The organism is Streptomyces vietnamensis, assembly GCF_000830005.1.
In the GTDB taxonomy this organism is placed as follows: Bacteria; Actinomycetota; Actinomycetes; order Streptomycetales; family Streptomycetaceae; genus Streptomyces; species Streptomyces vietnamensis.
In genome coordinates, this window is the sequence record NZ_CP010407.1 from 7674238 (window position 1) to 7691999 (window position 17762).

Genomic DNA, 17762 nt, shown 5'->3' on the forward strand with positions numbered 1-17762 from the left:
GACCAGGGGGATGCGGACGCGGTCGGCGCCGGCCCCGGCCCGCCCCGTGCCGGCCTGCAGGAATCATCGGTTCCCGGCGCCCGCGCCCACGCCCGCGAGTGGCGTGCGTGTGCGTGGGCGGGACGGCAGGGCGGGAGGCATCGCACGTCCGGTTCAGCCGACGACGGGTTCGACGAGGCCGGCCGCGACCAGGCCCGCGAGGCCGGATGCCAGTCCGGCGGGGTCGGAGCCCGCGTGCTGGGCGTACTGCTCCTGGATCGCGGCGAGTTCACGGCCGTCGCAGAGGGCGTAGATCAGCCAGGCGTGCTGGTTGAGCCAGTGGAACTTCGCGGTGTCAGGGGCGAAGGCCAGCAGCTGGTCCTGCTCGGGCAGGGGGCAGACGGCAACCGGCTCGATCTTGCGGTAGCCGCGCGGATCCGGCTGCGGCACGTGCGGAGCGGAGCTCGGGACGGGCTCCCGGGCGGCGTTCGCCCGTACGGAAGGCGCCAGGGAGGCGGCGGCGTCCATCAGCCATTCGACGAAGCGCCGTCCGGCCGGTGTCAGTGCCCCGCCGTGCACCTCGAGTGCCTGCCGCCCGAGGTAGGCGGCCCGTTCGGCGCTCGTGGTGTACCCGCCCTCCACCGCGGCCCGGCTGCCCGGAGTGGGCACGCCGACGTCCTCGGTGACCGGCGGCTCACCGAAGCGCTCGCGGAGTTCGGCAGGGGCCTCGCCCGCCGCCGCGAAGAACAGCACCATGTGCGCGTACACGTGCAGTGCGGCCAGGACCCGGGTCAGCGACCACGGGGTCAGCCGCCAGGGGATCTCGATCTCGTGGCCCGGGTCGGCGACGAGCGAGCCGGTGCGCAGGACGTCGAACTGCTTGAGGTGCAGTCCTTCGTGCAACAGGATCTCCGCGGTCATCCACGGATCGCGCAGCTGCTCCGGAGCGATGAACAGGGCCGAGGGCAGCGGATCGCCGCCGGAGAGCGAGTACAGCTCGCCGTCGTCGCTCTCGCCCCGGGCCAGACCCACCAACGAGATGTGCGGGAAGACTCCCGCCCCGGCGTACGGCAGCAGTTCGGCCAGGAGTTCGGCGCCCCGGGAGAGCCCCGCGAGCAGCTCCTCGTCGGGGCTGATCCGGCGAGCCTCGCGCATGTCGGAGAAGGTCCCGTCCTTGAGCTCCTCCAGCCGCCGGGCGAGCGGGAGTCCGGCCGAGCCCGGCTCGACCTCCGTCCACACCCAGCCGACGCCACGGCTCGCCCAGGGGCGTCGGCGCGGGGTCATGAGGCGTTCGCACGGCCCCAGCCCGTCCTCGGCGTCGAGGTCGACCTCCGCGAGGTGCGACGCGAACTCGCTCGGGTCGTGCCGGTGGTGCTCCAGGGCGAGCAGGTCGTCCTCGAAGGCGTTCCTCAGCACCGGGTCGTAGAGGAAGGGGCGCAGCACGGCGTCGTCCGCCTTGCCGAGCCGCTCGAACCGGTCGGCCGCGTCGGGGAACCGGCGGGCGAGCACCGTCAGGCCCAGCCGGTAGCGTGCGATGTTCCTGGCCTCGATGGCGTCGGCGGCGCCGAAGTGCGGGTCCGCTCCCAGGATTCTGTCTATCTGTGTGTACAACGGCGACAACATGCACCTCGTGAGGCGTGGGGACGGTACGGGTGAGGACACGGCAGGCCGGCCGCCGGAAGTCCGACGACCGGCCTGCCGCGTCACGGCTTACTTCGCCGCACCGACCGGCGCGAGGTAGGGCGGGTACCAGGCGCGCTCGTACTGGGCGTCGGTGGTGATGCTCGGCGCCGACTCGGCGGTCACCCGCATCTGGGGCATTTCCACGGTCTGGGACGGCATGTCGTCTCCTTGCTCCACACCCGGCAGGGTGTTCACGGACAAACGGTCTGCCGGATCAGCCGCCGCGGCCGTCCCGCTGCGTGGCCACCATCGCCACGGAGCGGGGTGCTTACGCCTCGGCGTCGTCTCCAGCACTGATGAACCTAGATTCGCGGGACGCGCCGGTGTGTTCCTCACGTGCAGGATCGCCTTGCGTTCCGTGCAAGGCGATCCCGTGCGTGCGTCCACGCCTCGCCCGCACCGCACGCAGGACCACCGTCCTCGTCCACGCGGGCAGCCACCGGCCCGGCGCCTGCAGGCTCCCGCCCCGCAACCTCCGGAGCCGCTCCGGAGGCTCGTGACACGCGGAAATATCCTGCTCCCGCGCTGCCTTGACCTGGCATGATCACATCGCGCCATCGCGCGACCGACGTCGGCGCGGACGGGAACACCGGCCGTGCCAAGGGGGAGGACAGTGGAGTTCCGTCTTCTGGGGCCGGAAGAAGTCCTGCACGAGGGGCAGCCGGTTCCGATATCGGCGGCGAAGCACCGGGCGCTGCTGACCATGTTCCTCCTGCGGTCCGACCGTGTCGTCATGACGGAGGACCTGATCGACGGCCTGTGGGGAACGAACCCGCCCAAGACCGCGAGAACGACGCTCCACAACTACATCCGACGGCTGAGGAAGGTCCTCCTGGCGTGCGGATCGGATCCCCTGGTCACCGAGCCGGGCGGGTACGTCCTGCGCCTGGAGTCGCACCGGCTCGACGTCCACGCCTTCGACGATCTGGTGGCACAGGCCGAAGGCGCACAGGAGCGCGGCGACCTCGTCGCCGCCTCCCGGCTCCAGAGGCGGGCCCTGGGGCTCTGGCGCGGCAAGGCGCTGGAAGGAACGGCGTCCCGGTACCTCGCCGAGGTGGAGGCGCCTCGTCTCGAAGAGGCGAGGCGTTCGGCGTTCGAGAAGCTGATGGACATCGACCTCCGCCTCGGCCGCCACAACGCCCTGTTGGGCGAGATGCGGCGCGAGCTCGCGCGGGAACCGCTCAGGGAACGGTTGCGGTCGCAGTACATGCTGGCGCTGTACCGGGCCGGCCGGCGCGCCGACGCGCTGGACGTCTACCGTGAGGGACGTCGGGTCCTCGTCAAGGAGCTCGGTCTGGAACCGGGCCCCGCGCTGCGCGAGATGGAGCGCGCGGTCCTCGCCGACAGTCCGGCCCTCGCGGCACCGACCGCGGCCGCTTCCCGTGCCGCCGCCTCCCGGAACGCGGGGCAGGTGCCTCCTCCCAGGCAACTCCCGTCCGACACTGCGCACTTCACGGGCCGCAGCGCCCATCTACGAGCCCTGGACGAATGGGCCGGGGCCTCGGGCACCCACGGACCGATGGTCATCACCGCCATCGACGGGCAAGGCGGCATGGGGAAGACCGCGCTCGCGGTGCACTGGGGTCACAGCGCCCGAGCGCGGTTCCCGGACGGGCAGCTCTACATCGATCTGCGGGGCTACGCGACGACCAGGCCGGTCACGTCCGTGGAGGCGCTCGCGAGCTTCCTCTACGCGCTCGGAGTCCCGGCGGACCGGATCCCCGACGATCCCGACCGTGCCGCGGGTCTGTACCGCACCCTGCTGGCCGAGAAGCGCGTCCTCGTCGTCATCGACAACGCCCGCAGTGCCGACCAGGTGCGCCCTCTGCTTCCGGGAACCCCGGGGTCCCACGTGGTGGTGACCAGCCGGGACGTGCTGGCCGGTTTGGTGGTCCGCGACAGCGCCCGCCATCTCCGAGTGGACGCCCTGACTCCGGAGGAGGCCGCGGAGCTGCTGGAACGTCTCCTCGGAGCGTCCGTCGTAGCGGCCGAGCCGGAGGCGACGGCGGAGTTGGCCCGACTGTGCTGGTACGTGCCCCTGGCACTGCGGGTGTCGGCCGTCAACGTACGGGAAGCCGGCGGGGACCGCCCGGTGGCCGGCCACGTCGACCGGCTGCGCGACGAGGACCGGAGACTCGCCGCGCTCAGTGTGCCGGACGACGAGGCCAGCAACCTGCAGGCGGTCCTCTCCCTGTCCTACCTGTCGCTGTCACCCGACGAGCGCAGGCTCTTCCGCCGTCTCGGTCTCGTCCCCGGACCCACGATGACGGCGGCCGGCGCCTCCGCCTTGCTCGGGCTGCCCGTCGCACGGACGTCGCAGCTGCTCAGGCGACTCGTCGCCGTCCATCTCGTCGGTCAGACCGACCCGGACACGTACGGCCTCCACGACCTGCTGCGGCTGTTCGCCGAGAGCTGCGCGGCGGCGGACGAGAGCCCCGAGGAGCGTGCCGCGGCCCTTCGGCGCCTCTACGACCACTACCTCGCGGGCGTGCACGCCGGGGCCCGGCTGCTCTATCCGGAGAAGCTGCGCGCGTTCGACCCCGGACAGGCCGCCGGGCACGCCGACGCGGAGACCGCCGACGAGGTGGACGCGGACTCCTCCCGAGGCGCCGGGGAAAGCACCGTCGGTACCGTGGTCCTGCCCGATCAGACCGCGGCACGCCAGTGGTTCAGTCGTGAGCACACCAACCTGGTCATCGCGGCGCAGAGAGGTGCGGCGCTCGGCCTGCCCGCCGCCTCCTGGGAGTTGTGCGACGCCCTGCGCGGCTACTTCTGGCTGGTCAGAACCGGCCCGGACTGGGTCTCCGTGGCGGAGGCGGGGCTCGAGGCGGCGCAGGGCGCACACCACGCGATCGGCTCAGCCACCGCCCGCATGAGCCTCGGCGACGCGCACCGCAGCCTCGGCCGGTACGAAGGCGCGGCTCGGCACTACGAGGCGGTGCTGGCAGACGCGGAAACCGCGCACTGGCCCGAGGGCAAGGCCCAGGCACTCATCAACCTGGGCCTGGTCGGCATCCTCACGGGGAAACTGCGCGACGCGGTCAAACGCTACGAGGCGGCTGTCGACGTCCTGCCGGCGGACTCGCGGTGGAACCTGCTCCGGCTGAGCATGGAGGGCAACATGGGCCTGCTCCGCCAAGAACTCGGGGACCTCCGTCAGGCCGAACGACACAACGCCACGGCGCTCGAACTGAGCCGAAGCATCGGCTCCAGAGGAGCCGAAGGAGTCACCCGGGGCAACCTGGGCCAGGTCCTCGGGCTCCTGGGGCGCTCCGAGGAGGCACTCGAGTGCCTCACCGAAGCCCTCGCCATCCACCGGGAGCTCGGCAACCGCGGCAGTGAGGCGGAAACCCTCCGGGGGCTGGCCGACTGGCACCGTGACAGAGGCGACCACTCCACCGCCCTGGACCTCGCCCTGGCCGCCGCGGCACTGGCGGACGAGATAGAGGAGGGGCGTCTCGCGGCGGCCGCACTCCAGACCGTGGCGTCCGTCCGCACCGCTCTCGGCCAGCTCGCCGAAGCCGAGGAGATCTACCGACGGGCGCAGGGCCTCGCCGAACAGACCGGCGCCCGGCACACAGAGGCGGCGATCCTGATCGGCAGGGCCGAGGCGCGCCTCCTGCGGGGCGACCTCGCCGAGGCCGATGCGTACGTCCGGCACGCCCTGGAACGAGCCTGCCGCGAGGGCTACGGAATTCTCGAGGGGCAGGCTCTGACGGTCATCGGCCGCCTCCGCCTCGCCGAGGGGCGACCGGTCGAGGCGGCCGAGCACGCCGAGCGCGCCGTGTCGATCCTGGCGGAGAGCGGCCACCGACCCGGCCGGATCGCCGCCGAGGAGGTGTTGTCCCGCGCCCGCTCGCAAGCGCCGGACGACCGGGACGAGGAGTCCGGCGCGCCGAAGTCGTCCGCATGATCTCCTGCGCCCGGCGCTCCCCTCCAGGCCCTGGCGAGGCGTCCTTGCGGCGGTGCGCGCCGGATCCGACCCGTCAGGCGGCGGACCGACCGGGCGGTGCGGATGCCGAGGCGGTCGCGCGGTGTTCGGTGGGGCTGATTCCGTATGCCTCGCGGAAGGCCCGGCTGAAGGTGCTCGGATTGGTGAAGCCCCAGCGCGAGGCGATGGCCTGGACGCTGAGGTGGCGCAGATCCGGACGGACGAGGTCGGCGTGGCAGCGCTCGAGGCGGCCGCGGCGGATGACCGTCGCGACGCTGGCGGGTTGCCGGCTGAAGAGGCCGTACAGGGTGCGCAGGGACATGTGGTGCCGGCGGGCGATCGTCCGCGGCGTGAGGTCCGGATCCGCGAGGTTCTGGGCGATGAAGCCGTGAACGCGTCGCAGCAGCGCCTGCGCCCGGGGCTCGTCCGTGCCCGTCTCCAGGACTCGCAGCTGCTCGGCCAGACAGGCGGTCGCCAGATCGAGGGCGATGGCGCCCATGCGGCTCTGCTCCTCGGGCCGGCATTCGGCACCGTGCTCTCGCAGTGTGGCGAGAAAGGCGGCGAGGACGGCGGCGCTGCCGCTGCCCGTGGAGATCGGCCGGGCCAGGAGCAGCTCGACGTGATCCGGTCGCAGGGCGAGTGAGGCGCGGGGTATGTGGAGGACGGCGGCCCGCACCTGGCCCTCCGCTTCCGCGGGAGGGACGGCCGTCGGACGTACGGGGTCACTGAGCACCAGAGTGCTCCGGGGCGGCGCCTCCGTGCCGGACGGGGCGCCCGGGCCGCTCGCGTCGGTCAGCCACGCCAGCCTGTACTCGTCGGGGCCACCGTTCGGGACCGGAACCCGCAGGCCGTCCCGGCACCCTGGCAGGACGTCACCCGCCGTCAGCCGCACCGGTCCCAGGCCCAGACTTCTGATACGGGCCCCACCCTCGCAGGTCTCGTCGACGGAGGCCCCCTCGTGGGCAACGCCTTCGGTAAGGACCTCTTCGCGGACATCGATCCGGTGTCCGGTGCCGCGTCCCCGGGACACGTCGGACAGCACTCCATCGGACACCGTCTCGCGGAAGGACTCGAATCGACCCGCCGCCGAAACGACAGGAGCCGCCACGCTTGACCAGCCCACCCATTCCCCCGTTTCCCCACTGCGAAAGCAGCCGTTCCTCTCCGGCGCGCTCCAGCCTTTCGGCGGTGAGCGACATCCGTCGACGTCACGTGTGTCGGAGGCGGGGACGGCAGACGGGCGGATCACGCGTCTGCCGCGCCTGCGACCAGTGACGACGACTCAAGGATCACCACCGGGCGCTATCGGCCGACTAGCGCCGGAACGAGCCGACACGGGCACGGACCCCACCAGGTGCCGTCGGCCACGTGGACGGGGCGGGCGAGGGCCGGTGGCCCGCGCCGGCCCCGGGGCAGCCCGGCCTGGGCGGTCCTCCGCCCATGGGTGGGGGAGGGGCGGGGAGAGGCCCGCGGGGGTGTCGTCAGTCCTCTGTCGCCAGGCGCCGCACCTCCGTCAGCGCCTCGTCCACCGCCGCCGGGATGTCCGTCACCGGGAAGCGCGCGTGCCACACCACGCGGTCGCGGTCCACCACCAGCACGACCCGCTTCAAAGGAATACCTGCATCCGCGACCTGAGGATTTAGCCACCCTCGCTCGGAGAGTTTTTACCGGCAACACGCAGGGGGAAATTTCGATCACCCACGGTCTGCGGCGACGTGCTACTGTCGAAATCAGTTGCAGTTTTGGTACCCAGACTTCAGGCGCCTCTCGTCGGCCCCACGCCGCACGGAAGCGCTTTACATTTCCGGTCATTTTTCCGGGCAGGGCATCATCGCGGCGACACGGCGTCCGTACGGTACGGATTCCGGCGTACTGCCCCAAAGGAGAAATGACATGACTGTTGGCACCGTGAAGTGGTTCAACGCGGAAAAGGGTTTCGGCTTCATCGAGCAGGAGGGTGGCGGCCCTGACGTGTTCGCCCACTACTCCAACATCGCCACCCAGGGCTTCCGCGAGCTCCAGGAGGGCCAGAAGGTCTCCTTCGACATCGCGCAGGGCCAGAAGGGCCCGACGGCCGAGAACATCGTTTCCGCCTGACGCCGCGCCGACGCGTAACACGTAGCTGGGGCCCGCATCCCTCGGGGTGCGGGCCCCAGCTGCATGCATTTCGCAGGCCCTTCACGTACGCCTGCGCCTCTCGCATTTCTTCAGCTGCCCAGTTGCACCGAAAATTTCTCGCCCTGGGCCACGCCGTCTGCCGGTCGCATTTCATTCGGCCCGTGCCCGTGATTCCCGACGCCGCTCGCCCGCCGCCGGAATTCCTCGATACGTGCCGCATCAAGGAAGGTTCTGAATGAACCCCACACGCACGAACGGCCGTTCCTCCCGAGCCCGCCGCAGCGGCGGCCGCGCGTACGGCTCCGCCGCCGGTTCGGGACTGAGCAGCCGCTTCGGTTCGTCCGCCCCGAGCCGGTCGGGAGCTCCGGGGCGCTTCGGCGGAGGCCGTCGGCGGCCCGCCCCGGCGCAGGGCGAGTTCGCCCTGCCGAAGACGGTCACCCCGGCGCTGCCCCCCGTCGAGACGTTCGCCGACCTGGCCCTGGACCGACGCCTCCTGGCCGCGCTCACCGCGCAGGGCGTGTCCGTGCCGTTCCCCATCCAGGGCGCGACGCTACCGAACTCCCTGGCCGGCCGTGACGTCCTCGGCCGCGGCCGGACCGGCTCCGGCAAGACCCTCGCCTTCGGTCTCTCCCTGCTCGCCCGCACCGCAGGACAGCTCGCCGAGCCCCGCCGGCCGCTGGCGCTCGTCCTGGTCCCCACCCGGGAACTCGCGCAGCAGGTCACCGACGCCCTCACGCCCTACGCCCGCGCCGTGAAGCTGCGCCTGACCACCGTCGTCGGCGGCATGCCGATCCGCCGGCAGGCGAACACGCTGCGCGGGGGCGTCGAAGTCGTCGTGGCCACCCCCGGCCGCCTCAAGGACCTCATCGACCGCGGTGACTGCCGGCTGGACCAGGTCTCGATCACCGTCCTGGACGAGGCCGATCAGATGGCCGACATGGGCTTCATGCCGCAGGTCACGGCGCTCCTGGACCAGGTCCGCCGCGAGGGCCAGCGGATGCTGTTCTCCGCGACGCTGGACCGCAACGTCGACCTCCTGGTCCGCCGCTACCTCACCGATCCCGTCGTCCACTCCGTGGACCCCTCCCAGGGCGCGGTCACCACGATGGAGCACCACGTCCTCCATGTGCGCGGTGCCGACAAGCACCGGCTGACGACCGAGATCGCGGCGCGCGACGGCCGGGTGATCATGTTCCTGGACACCAAGCACGCGGTGGACCGCCTCACCGAGGACCTCCTCGCCTGCGGTGTCCGGGCCGCCGCCCTGCACGGCGGGAAGTCGCAGCCCCAACGCACCCGTACCCTCTCCCAGTTCAAGACCGGGCACGTCACCGTCCTGGTCGCGACGAACGTCGCCGCCCGCGGCATCCACGTCGACCACCTCGACCTCGTCGTCAACGTGGATCCGCCGACCGACCACAAGGACTACCTCCACCGCGGCGGCCGTACCGCCCGGGCCGGCGAGTCCGGCAGCGTCGTCACCCTGGTCACCGCCGGCCAGCGCCGCGACATGACCCGCCTCATGGCGACCGCCGGCATCGTGCCCGAGACCACCCAGGTCCACTCGGGTGAGGAAACACTCGCCCGGATCACCGGCGCGCGGACCCCGTCCGGCATTCCCGTGACGATCACCGCGCCGCCCGTCGAACAGCGCAAGCGGGACGCGACCTCCCGCGGCCGGCGCCGTCCCGCCCCGGCGGCGCGGCGCGCCGGCACACGGCGTTCCGCCGACACGGCGGCCTGAGCACCAGGTGATCCGGAAGCCGAACCATCCCCTCAGGAGGCACGTGGTGACACCGGTCCAGACGCAGCCCCGTTCGACCCCTGCCGTCCCCGCGGCAAGGACGGTGACCGACCTCGTGGACATGGAAGGACTCCAGGTCGGGGACCACATGACCGTCGAGGTGGCCTTGGCCGTCCTGGCCGGTGCCCGCGCCGGACGTCTGCTCGTCCGCGACGACGACGGCCTGTGCACCGGGCTGGTCACCCCGGCCCAGCTCACCGCCGTCCGCGACAGCCCCGCCTACACGGACCGTCTCCGGTTGCGCGATCTGCCCCGCGACGGCACGCCGCCCGCCGGGCCCGCCGGAACCCACGTCCGGCTCCTCGTCGCGTGCGTCATGGACGAACGGGACGGCATCCCGGACGCCTCCGGGCCTGCCTTCGCCCTCGCCTGAACCCCCGCGCCCTCGCGGAAACCGACCCCTTCCTCTCACCTGTGAGGCATCGTGCGCTGTGTCATCGCCCGCTTCCCCTTCGAGCTCACCAAGAGCGGTGTCCTGGACTCCATGAAGGGCGTCAAGCCCGAGGAGATCACCGGCGAGTCCGTGACCATCGGCCGTCGCCACTACCCCGTCAAGCAGGTCGGCCAGGTCATCACCCGCCAGGACCGCCGCGACTTCACCGCCGGTGAGGTCATCCGGGCCCTGACCAAGCTCGGTTTCATCTGCCGCCGCCTTCCCCTGACGCCCGCGCCGCTCCCCGCCTCCGACCCTCTTCGGCACGCCTCCGCGCTGCTCGGCGCCTCGACGGGGGCCTGGCCCCGCATACGGACGAACGCGAGCCGACACCCGAACGGGTAGGAGGGCCCGGTCGGCGCACTCCTCGGGCTCGACTTCGCCCCGCCGGGTCATCCGGCGGGGCGAAGTGCTGCCGGGCGGGCCTTCCGTACGCGGGGCGTGGGCGGTGAGCCCGGGTGCCGCGGGACATCGACAGTGAGGCGGTCTCCGGTCGGGCGATCGCGATCCCCTCGCCCCCGACAGCAGCCGGGTCGGGGCGACGGACACAGGAGGCCGGCGCGGTATCAGGACCGGCAGATGGTGTAGTAGTTCCTTCGGGGCCCTGGTGCCGTACGGCACCAGGGCCCCTCAACGCGTTCCGCGGAGAGGTGCAAATGACAGCAGACGACTCGTACGACCGTTTTGACGACGACGACTACCCCGCCTACACGATGGGCCGGGCCGCCGAAATGATCGGTACCACCCAGAGCTTCCTCCGCGCCATCGGAGAAGCACGCCTGATCACCCCGCTGCGCTCCGAGGGCGGCCACCGCCGCTACTCCCGTTACCAGCTGCGCATCGCCGCCCGCGCCCGTGAACTCGTCGACCAGGGAACCCCCATCGAGGCCGCCTGTCGCATCATCGTCCTGGAAGACCAGCTCGAAGAAGCCCAGCGCATCAACGCCGAGTACCGCCGCGCAGCGGCTCAGCAGGCCGATGACACCACTGCCGACTGAAGCGGTTCCGGGCGATCGACGGGCACGGCGTCGCACGAGACGCTGTGCGATCGGCATCGGGCCGCGAACGGTCGGGCTCCTCGCCCCTCCCTCGGCGTCGGTGGGCTCGGGGAAGGAAGCCCCGCCCGACTGCTGATCGCCGGGTACCGGACACAGCGAGGAAGTGCCGCGCCCGAGGAGGCGAGCGGCCGGACTCCCGGCCTCCTCACCTAGGCGCGGGTACTCGCTCCGGCCGTGCGAACGTCCAGGGGGACGCCGCCGATGCGGTAGCCCTGTTCGTCGAGGAGATGGCCGCTGAGCTTCAGCGGCCACAGTGCCACGGCCCGGTCGGTGATCTCCAGGCCGGGAACGCGCTGGGCGAGTCGTACCTCGAAGCGCTGCACGTCGGTGAGGGACTTCACCCAGGCGATGATGAGGACGTTGTTCCGGCCGGTGACGCCGGCGCACAGCCGTACCTCCCGGGCCCCGGTGACTCCGCGCGAGACGCGTTCCAACTCTCCCGCGGCCGCGCGCCCCCATTGGATCACGGTGACCGGCCACTCCGACAGGGGGCGTGCGACCTCGCAGCGGGTCTGGAGCATGCCGGCGGCGAAGAGCCGGCCGAGTCGTCGGCGGACCGTGTCCGGGCTCGCCCCACAGGCGTCGGCGAGCGCGCGGTAGGTGGCGCGGCCGTTCATGGAAAGGGCGGCGACCAGGGCGTGGTCCAGGTCGGTGAGCGGAAAGACGGGTGCCCCGGTGCGGGCGGTGTCAGTGTCGACGAGGCGGGCGATCTGGGTGCGGTCGAGGGCGCGCAGCCGCCAGCGGCTGCCCTCTGTGTAGACGGTGCTCGCCAGGTGGGTGCGGCTGGCGATGACGCCGGGCATGGCGCCGATGCCGCGGGTCATCCAGTGGGTGAGTGCCGCGAGGTCCGGTGCCATCACGGTGAGCAGCAGGTCGCGGTCTCCGCTGACGTGTTCGACGGCAGTGACGTGGGGCAGCCGGGCGAGGGCCTGGGCCACGGTCAGCAGGCTGCCGCCGGCGCAGTCCACTTCGACGAAGGCGAGTAGTCCCTGTCCCGCCGAGGCGAGGGCGGGCGACGGGGAGCAGCTGATCCAGGCGGCGCCGGCTTCGGTGAGCCGCTGCCAGCGTCGTGCCACGGTCACGGCGTCGAGGCCGAGTACGGTGCCGATCTCGTTCCACCCGGATCGTGGGGCGATCTGCAGTGCGTGCACCAGGGCCTGGTCGACGTCGTCGAGCGCCCGTACCGCACCGTGCGCGGAATGCTGCGTCATTCGATGCCCCTTGCGTGTTTCCTGCGATTCAGAGTCGACGGGACGGTGAGTACTTCAGTCTTGCCCCACCGAAAGCCGGAACCGTACCAGGAGGTCGACACAGCATGTCTGTACTGGAACGCGCCAGGGAACTCCAGCCCGATCTCGTGCGGCTGCGCCGCTCGCTCCACCGCGAGCCGGAGCTCGGTCTGCGGCTGCCGCGTACGCAGGAGAAAGTCCTCGCCGCGCTCGACGGTCTCCCGCTCGACATCACGCTCGGCCGGGAGCTGACCTCCGTCACCGCCGTGCTGCGGGGTGGCCGTCCCGGCGGGGCGGTCCTGCTGCGGGGCGACATGGACGCACTGCCGGTGGATGAACTCACCGGGCTGGAGTACGCCTCCGAGGTGCCGGGCCGGATGCACGGCTGCGGGCACGATCTGCACACCGCCGGACTCGCCGGCGCGGCGACGCTGCTCGCGGACCGCAGGGAGAGCCTCCAGGGCGACGTGGTGTTCATGTTCCAGCCGGGCGAGGAGGGACACAACGGCGCGGGCGCGATGATCGACGAGGGTGTCCTGGACGCGGCGGGCAAGCCGCTCGACGCGGCCTTCGCACTCCACGTGTCGGCCAACCGGCTGCCGGGTGGCTGGGTCGCGTCCCGGCCCGGCACCGTCATGACGGCGTCCGACGTCCTGCGGGTGACGGTGCGGGGCGAGGGAGGGCACGCTTCGGCTCCGCACCATGCCAAGGACCCGGTGCCCGCGGTCTGCGAGATGGTGACCGCGCTGCAGAACTGGGTGACGCGCACCTTCGACGTCTTCGACCCCGTGGTGGTGACCGTCGGACGGTTGCACGCCGGTACGCAGCACAACGTCATCCCGGACACGGCCGAGTTCGAGGCGACCGTACGCAGCTACTCGGAAGCCAACCACGAGCGGCTGGCCCAGGGGCTGCCGCGTCTGGTACGCGGGATCGCGGCCGCGCACGGCCTGGAGGCGGACGTGGAGTACCAGATGCTCTACCCGGTCACGGTCAACGAGCCGGCCGCGACGGAGTTCGCCCTGGAGACGGCGCGCGACCTGTTCGGCGCGGGCGAGGTGTGGCACGCCCCGCAGCCCGCCAACGGTTCGGAGGACTTCTCCCTGGTGCTGAACAAGGTGCCCGGCGCGATGCTGATGGTCGGCGCGGCGCCCGAGGGCGTGGACGTGGAAAAGGCGCCGCAGAACCATTCCCCGCGGGCCGTGTTCGACGACCGGGTGCTCCACCGCCAGGCGGCGCTGCTCGCCGAGCTCGCGGAGCGGCGGCTCGCCGCAGGGGCGTCCGCATGAGAGCGCCTGGCGGGACGGAGGAGGTGGCGGCGCCCCGGGTCACCGCCGTCGTCGGTCTGCTGGTCGTCTTCGAGCTGATCAGCGGCTTCCTCCAGGGGTCGGGCCCCGTGCTGGTGCCCGCCGTGCAGGACTGGCAGTCCATCAGCGCGTCGCAGGCGCAGTGGTACATGGCGGTCCAGTTCCTGGCCGCCGCGGTGGGGGTGCCGGTGTTCGGGCGCCTCGGCGATCTGTACGGGCACCGTCGACTGGTCCGGACCGCGCTGGTCTGTATCGCGGCGGGCACCGTTCTGGTGGCCCTCGCACCGAATCTGACGGTACTGCTGGTGGGCCGTGCTCTCATGGGCCCCCTGGCGGCGCTGCTGCCGTTGGAGATCGGTCTCGTACGGGACCGGCTCGACCTCGAGGGCGCGCGGCGGGCGGTAGCGCTTCTCGTCGGCGCGCTCACCTTCGGCTCGGTCCTCGGCCACGGCCTGGCCGGCCCCCTGCTCGAACTCACCGGTGGCGTCCAGGCGACGCTCTGCGTCCTCGCCGCGATCGCCTGCGCCTGTGTGACCCTCTCGTACTGCGCGATCCCCGAGTCCCGAACGCGCGCACCCGGCCGGATGGACTGGGCAGGAGCACTTCTGCTCGGCCTGGCGCTGCTGCTGTTCCTCGGCACGACGGCGCGCGGCCAGGCGTGGGGCTGGACCTCGCCGCTCACCCTGGGCGGCCTCGTCCTCTCCCTGTCGCTGCTCGCCTGGTGGGTCCGGCTCGAACGGGACCGGCCGCACGCCCTGGTCGACGTCCGGGCAGTGGCCCACCCCCGGTCCGCGCCGTATTACGTCTCGGGTTTCCTCTTCGGCGCCGTGATGCTGGGCGGGCAGGCAGTCGGCATCTCCTACTTGGCCGCGTCGACGGCCGACGAGGGGTACGGCTTCGGGCTCACGGCCTGGGAGATCAGCGCGTGGGGCGCGGTGCCCCACGTCCTGGCCTTCGCCGGGGCGAGCCTCGTGGCCCGAGTGGCGGCCCGCACCGGATACCGACGCGTCCTGCTGCTCGCCTTCACGCTGATGGCCGCCGGCAACGTGGGGCTGATCGCCGGCCACGCCACGCTGCCGCTGTTCGCCCTGGCTTCCGCCGTTTCCGGCTTCGGCATGGGCCTGGCCCTGGGCGGCCTGCCCACACTGATCGCGGAGCGCAGCACCCCGGACCGCACGGCGAGTGCGACCGCCGTCTACAACAACCTCAAGACCCTGGGCGGCAGCCTCGCGGGCGCGGGCTCGGCCGTCGTCCTCGGCTCCCTGGTCGTCAGGGACACGGACGTCCCGGCGCTCTCCGCCTATCTGACCATCTGGGGACTGAGCGCGCTGCTGTCCGTGGGCGCGCTCACACTCCAAGTCCTGACCGACCGTGCGACGGACGCCCCGGGTGCGGCAAGGAACCGCCGCTCGGATACTCGTCCGCACAGCGACGCGGGCACATCAGCCGGAGCGTAGCGGGCGATGGGCGACGGCGACCCGTGCCCTGGTGCCGTCGTCGCCGGCCCGTCACCGGCGCAGTGTCCTCCCTGCCAGCCAGTTGCCCAGGAACTGCGCCAGTTGTACGAGGAGCACGATGGTGAGTACGGCGATCCAGGTCACCGTCCAGTTGAAGCGCTGGTAGCCGTAGGCGATGGCGAAGTTCCCGAGTCCCCCTCCGCCGACCGCGCCGGCGATCGCGGTCGCGTCGACCACGGAGACGAAGACGAAGGTGTAGCCGAGGATCAGGGGGCCCAGCGCCTCGGGGACGAGGAGGGTGGTGATGATGCGTGCCGGGCCGGCTCCCATGGACCGGGCCGCCTCGATCACTCCGGCGTCGATGGTGACCAGGTTCTGTTCGACGACGCGGGAGATGCCGAAGGTGGTGGCGACGATCAGGGGGAACGTCGCGGCGGCGGTGCCGATGGTGGTGCCCACCACCCTCAGGGTCAGCGGGCCCACGGCGGTGATGAAGATGATGAAGGGGATGGGTCTGACGAAGTTGACGAGGACGTTCAGGGCCGCGTGGAGCGGGGTGTTCTCCAGGAGTCCTCCGCGGCGCGTCGTGTACAGCAGGATGCCGAGGAGCAGACCGAGGAAGCCGCCCGCGACCATCGTCACGGCGACCATCCACAGGGTCTGGCCGATGGAGGCCGTGAAGACCGGCCAGAGCGTGTTCCAGTCCGTGTTCATGCGAGCACCTCCACCGTGGCCACCGCGCGGAGACTCGCCACTGCCGTCTCGACGTCCCGCTCCGCTCCGGACAGCGCGAGCGTGACGCTGCCGTACGAGCGCCCCTGGAGGGTGTCGATCCCGCCGTGCACGATCTCGAAACGGAGGTCGTGCCGCCGTACGGCGTCGGTCAGGACCTGGCCCATCACGGCGTCGCCGTCGACCGTGACGGAGACGAGGGAGCCTTCGTGCTGCTTCCGGAGCCGTGCCACCTCGTCCGCGTCGGGGCGGTTCCTCAGCACCGTCTCCACGAGACGGCGGCCGGTGTCGGTCCGGGGTGCGGAGAAGACGTCGTAGACCGTGCCGACCTCGACGAGCCGACCCGAGTCCAGTACGGCGACCCGGTCGGCGATGCTCCGCACCACGTCCATCTCGTGGGTGACGACCACGACGGTCACTCCCAGTTCGGAGTTGACGCGCCGGAGCAGTCGCAGAACGTCCTGGGTGGTCTCGGGATCCAGCGCGCTGGTCGACTCGTCGGCCAGCAGGATCGCGGGGTCGTTGGCCAGGGCCCGGGCGATGCCGACCCGTTGTTTCTGTCCACCGCTGAGCTGGTCGGGATAGGCCCATGCCTTGTCGGTCAGGCCGACGAAGGAGAGGAGTTCGGCGACCCGGGCCCGCTGCCTCTCCTTGGGCCGGCCCGCGAGCTTCAGCGGGTAGGCCACGTTGCCGAACACCGTCCGGGAGCGGAACAGGTGGAACTGCTGGAAGATCATGCCGATCCGCGAGCGGACGCGCCGGAGGTCCTTCTCGCTCTGCTCGGTGATCACCACGCCGTCGACGGTCACCGTGCCGGAGGTGGGGTGTTCGAGCGCGTTGATCAGCCGCACCAGCGTGCTCTTCCCCGCGCCGGAGTGTCCGATGATCGCGAAGATCTCCCCCGCTTCGATCTCCAGGTCGATCGAGTCGAGCGCGGAGACGGTCGTCGACCGTGAGGTGAAGGTCTTGCCGACGCCGCGAAGTTCTATGAGTGGTGGTGCCATGAGTCCCTGTTTCGAGTCGGACCTGGGTGCGACGGGGGCGTCCGCGTGGAACGCCCCCTCTTTCGTGCTGCCGTCAGTGCGCCGCGCGCACCGTCTTCTCCAGGGAGGCGAGGATGCGTTCGAGGTCGGCCTGCGGATGGTCCACGGCCACCGCCGTTCCCTTGGAGGCGTCGATCGCCGCCTTCTTCACCGCCGCTTCGTGGTAGAGCTTGGCGATCTTCAGGTAGGTGGGGTTGTTCTTGTCGGCCGCGCGGGCGACGAAGACGTTGATGTACGGCTCGGCCTCGGGCTTCGACGGGTCGTCGCCGTACAGGGCCTTCGACGGATCCAGCTCGGCGTCCAGGGCGAAGTTGTTGTTGATCACGGCCGCGTCGACGGACGGCAGCGAGGCGACGGTCTGGGAGGCGTCCACGGGCGTGACCGCGACCTTCGACGCCGCGGTGTCCACGTCCGCGGGCGTCGCGAGCACCGACCCGCCGCCCTTCAGCTTCAGCAGACCGGCCTGCTGCAGGACGAGCAGCGCCCGGGCCTGGTTGGTCGGGTCGTTGGGGATCGCCACCCGGCCGTGCACCGGGATGTCCTGGAGCGCCGTGTGCTTCTTCGAGTAGAGGCTCAGGGGTACGACGACGGTCGACCCGATGGGCGTCAGGGTGTCCTTGTCGGCGACGTTGTGGTTCGCGAGGAACAGCAGGTGCTGGAAGAGGTTCAGGTCGATCTGCTTCTGCGACAGCGCCGGGTTGGCCTGCGTGTAGTCGGTGAAGTTGACCAGCTCGATGTCGATGCCCTCCTCGGCGGCGCGCCGGGTCAGGACGGGCCAGAAGTCCGAACTCTGGTCGGTCGTACCGATCTTCACGGTGACGCGCCCGGAGGCGTCGGCCCGCGAGGTGCCGCCCGTGAAGTGGGAGATCAGTACGGCCACCGCCGCGATCACGGCCACGGCGGCGATGGAGAGCCCGGTCATCAACCCGTTCCTTCTCTCCGCCGGGTTGTCGGGAAGGTCAGGGACGGAGTCGGGATCGGTCGGGGT

The 17762-nt window shown here is 71.5% G+C and carries 16 protein-coding genes; 8 read left to right on the forward strand and 8 right to left on the reverse strand.

What is annotated here, in order from left to right:
* Window positions 1-153 precede the first annotated feature (153 nt).
* Together SVTN_RS34290 and SVTN_RS46270 are read right to left on the reverse strand one after the other, a co-directional pair.
* The gene (locus SVTN_RS34290; protein WP_041132582.1) at window positions 154-1590 is read right to left on the reverse strand and encodes an aKG-HExxH-type peptide beta-hydroxylase; all 1437 of its coding nucleotides are present in this window, start codon (window positions 1588-1590) and stop codon (window positions 154-156) included.
* A 99-nt stretch (window positions 1591-1689) separates the two neighbouring features.
* A complete protein-coding gene (locus SVTN_RS46270) occupies window positions 1690-1821 on the reverse strand; it encodes a hypothetical protein (protein WP_281192595.1) in 132 nt (43 codons plus the stop codon).
* Between the two features lie 454 nt (window positions 1822-2275).
* On the opposite strand from SVTN_RS46270, the gene SVTN_RS34295 reads away from it, so the two are divergent.
* Window positions 2276-5575, forward strand: coding sequence for an AfsR/SARP family transcriptional regulator (locus SVTN_RS34295; protein ID WP_052499454.1), 3300 nt, complete (start codon window positions 2276-2278; stop codon window positions 5573-5575).
* Window positions 5576-5648: 73 nt separating this feature from the next.
* Here the strand turns inward: SVTN_RS34295 and SVTN_RS41245 are convergent, their stop codons facing one another.
* A complete protein-coding gene (locus SVTN_RS41245) occupies window positions 5649-6623 on the reverse strand; it encodes a helix-turn-helix domain-containing protein (protein WP_159026545.1) in 975 nt (324 codons plus the stop codon).
* 451 nt (window positions 6624-7074) lie between these two features.
* On the reverse strand, window positions 7075-7203 hold the full coding sequence (locus SVTN_RS43415; protein WP_342669698.1) for a hypothetical protein: 129 nt from the start codon (window positions 7201-7203) through the stop codon (window positions 7075-7077).
* A gap of 283 nt (window positions 7204-7486) precedes the next feature.
* Between SVTN_RS43415 and SVTN_RS34305 the strand changes: the two genes are divergently transcribed.
* The 5 genes from SVTN_RS34305 (at window position 7487) to SVTN_RS34325 (ending at window position 10946) form a co-directional block, all read left to right on the forward strand.
* A complete protein-coding gene (locus SVTN_RS34305) occupies window positions 7487-7690 on the forward strand; it encodes a cold-shock protein (RefSeq protein WP_041132583.1) in 204 nt (67 codons plus the stop codon).
* Between the two features lie 256 nt (window positions 7691-7946).
* Window positions 7947-9455, forward strand: a complete 1509-nt coding sequence (locus SVTN_RS34310; protein WP_041132584.1) for a DEAD/DEAH box helicase — start codon at window positions 7947-7949, stop codon at window positions 9453-9455.
* Window positions 9456-9501: 46 nt separating this feature from the next.
* Complete coding sequence (locus SVTN_RS43420) at window positions 9502-9888, forward strand: CBS domain-containing protein (RefSeq protein ID WP_245727748.1); 387 nt, start codon at window positions 9502-9504, stop codon at window positions 9886-9888.
* Between the two features lie 51 nt (window positions 9889-9939).
* Complete coding sequence (locus SVTN_RS34320; protein WP_052499456.1) at window positions 9940-10293, forward strand: SCO5918 family protein; 354 nt, start codon at window positions 9940-9942, stop codon at window positions 10291-10293.
* Window positions 10294-10604: 311 nt separating this feature from the next.
* Window positions 10605-10946, forward strand: a complete 342-nt coding sequence (locus SVTN_RS34325; RefSeq protein ID WP_041132585.1) for a MerR family transcriptional regulator — start codon at window positions 10605-10607, stop codon at window positions 10944-10946.
* Window positions 10947-11155: 209 nt separating this feature from the next.
* On the opposite strand, the gene SVTN_RS34330 is transcribed toward SVTN_RS34325, so the two are convergent.
* Complete coding sequence (locus SVTN_RS34330; RefSeq protein WP_052499457.1) at window positions 11156-12217, reverse strand: Lrp/AsnC family transcriptional regulator; 1062 nt, start codon at window positions 12215-12217, stop codon at window positions 11156-11158.
* 104 nt (window positions 12218-12321) lie between these two features.
* Between SVTN_RS34330 and SVTN_RS34335 the strand changes: the two genes are divergently transcribed.
* A complete protein-coding gene (locus SVTN_RS34335) occupies window positions 12322-13524 on the forward strand; it encodes a M20 metallopeptidase family protein (protein ID WP_041132586.1) in 1203 nt (400 codons plus the stop codon).
* On the forward strand, window positions 13521-14999 hold the full coding sequence (locus SVTN_RS34340; protein WP_063782299.1) for an MFS transporter: 1479 nt from the start codon (window positions 13521-13523) through the stop codon (window positions 14997-14999). The genes SVTN_RS34335 and SVTN_RS34340 overlap by 4 nt, the downstream gene beginning before the upstream one ends.
* Before the next feature lie 51 nt (window positions 15000-15050).
* Here the strand turns inward: SVTN_RS34340 and SVTN_RS34345 are convergent, their stop codons facing one another.
* From SVTN_RS34345 to SVTN_RS34355, 3 genes are all read right to left on the reverse strand, one after another.
* Complete coding sequence (locus SVTN_RS34345; RefSeq protein ID WP_041132587.1) at window positions 15051-15713, reverse strand: methionine ABC transporter permease; 663 nt, start codon at window positions 15711-15713, stop codon at window positions 15051-15053.
* A complete protein-coding gene (locus tag SVTN_RS34350; RefSeq protein WP_041132588.1) occupies window positions 15710-16735 on the reverse strand; it encodes a methionine ABC transporter ATP-binding protein in 1026 nt (341 codons plus the stop codon). Before SVTN_RS34350 ends, SVTN_RS34345 begins: the two co-directional genes overlap by 4 nt.
* A gap of 73 nt (window positions 16736-16808) precedes the next feature.
* Window positions 16809-17696: a MetQ/NlpA family ABC transporter substrate-binding protein gene (locus tag SVTN_RS34355; protein WP_218922695.1), complete on the reverse strand. Its 888-nt coding sequence runs from the start codon at window positions 17694-17696 to the stop codon at window positions 16809-16811.
* Between the last annotated feature and the right edge of the window lie 66 nt (window positions 17697-17762).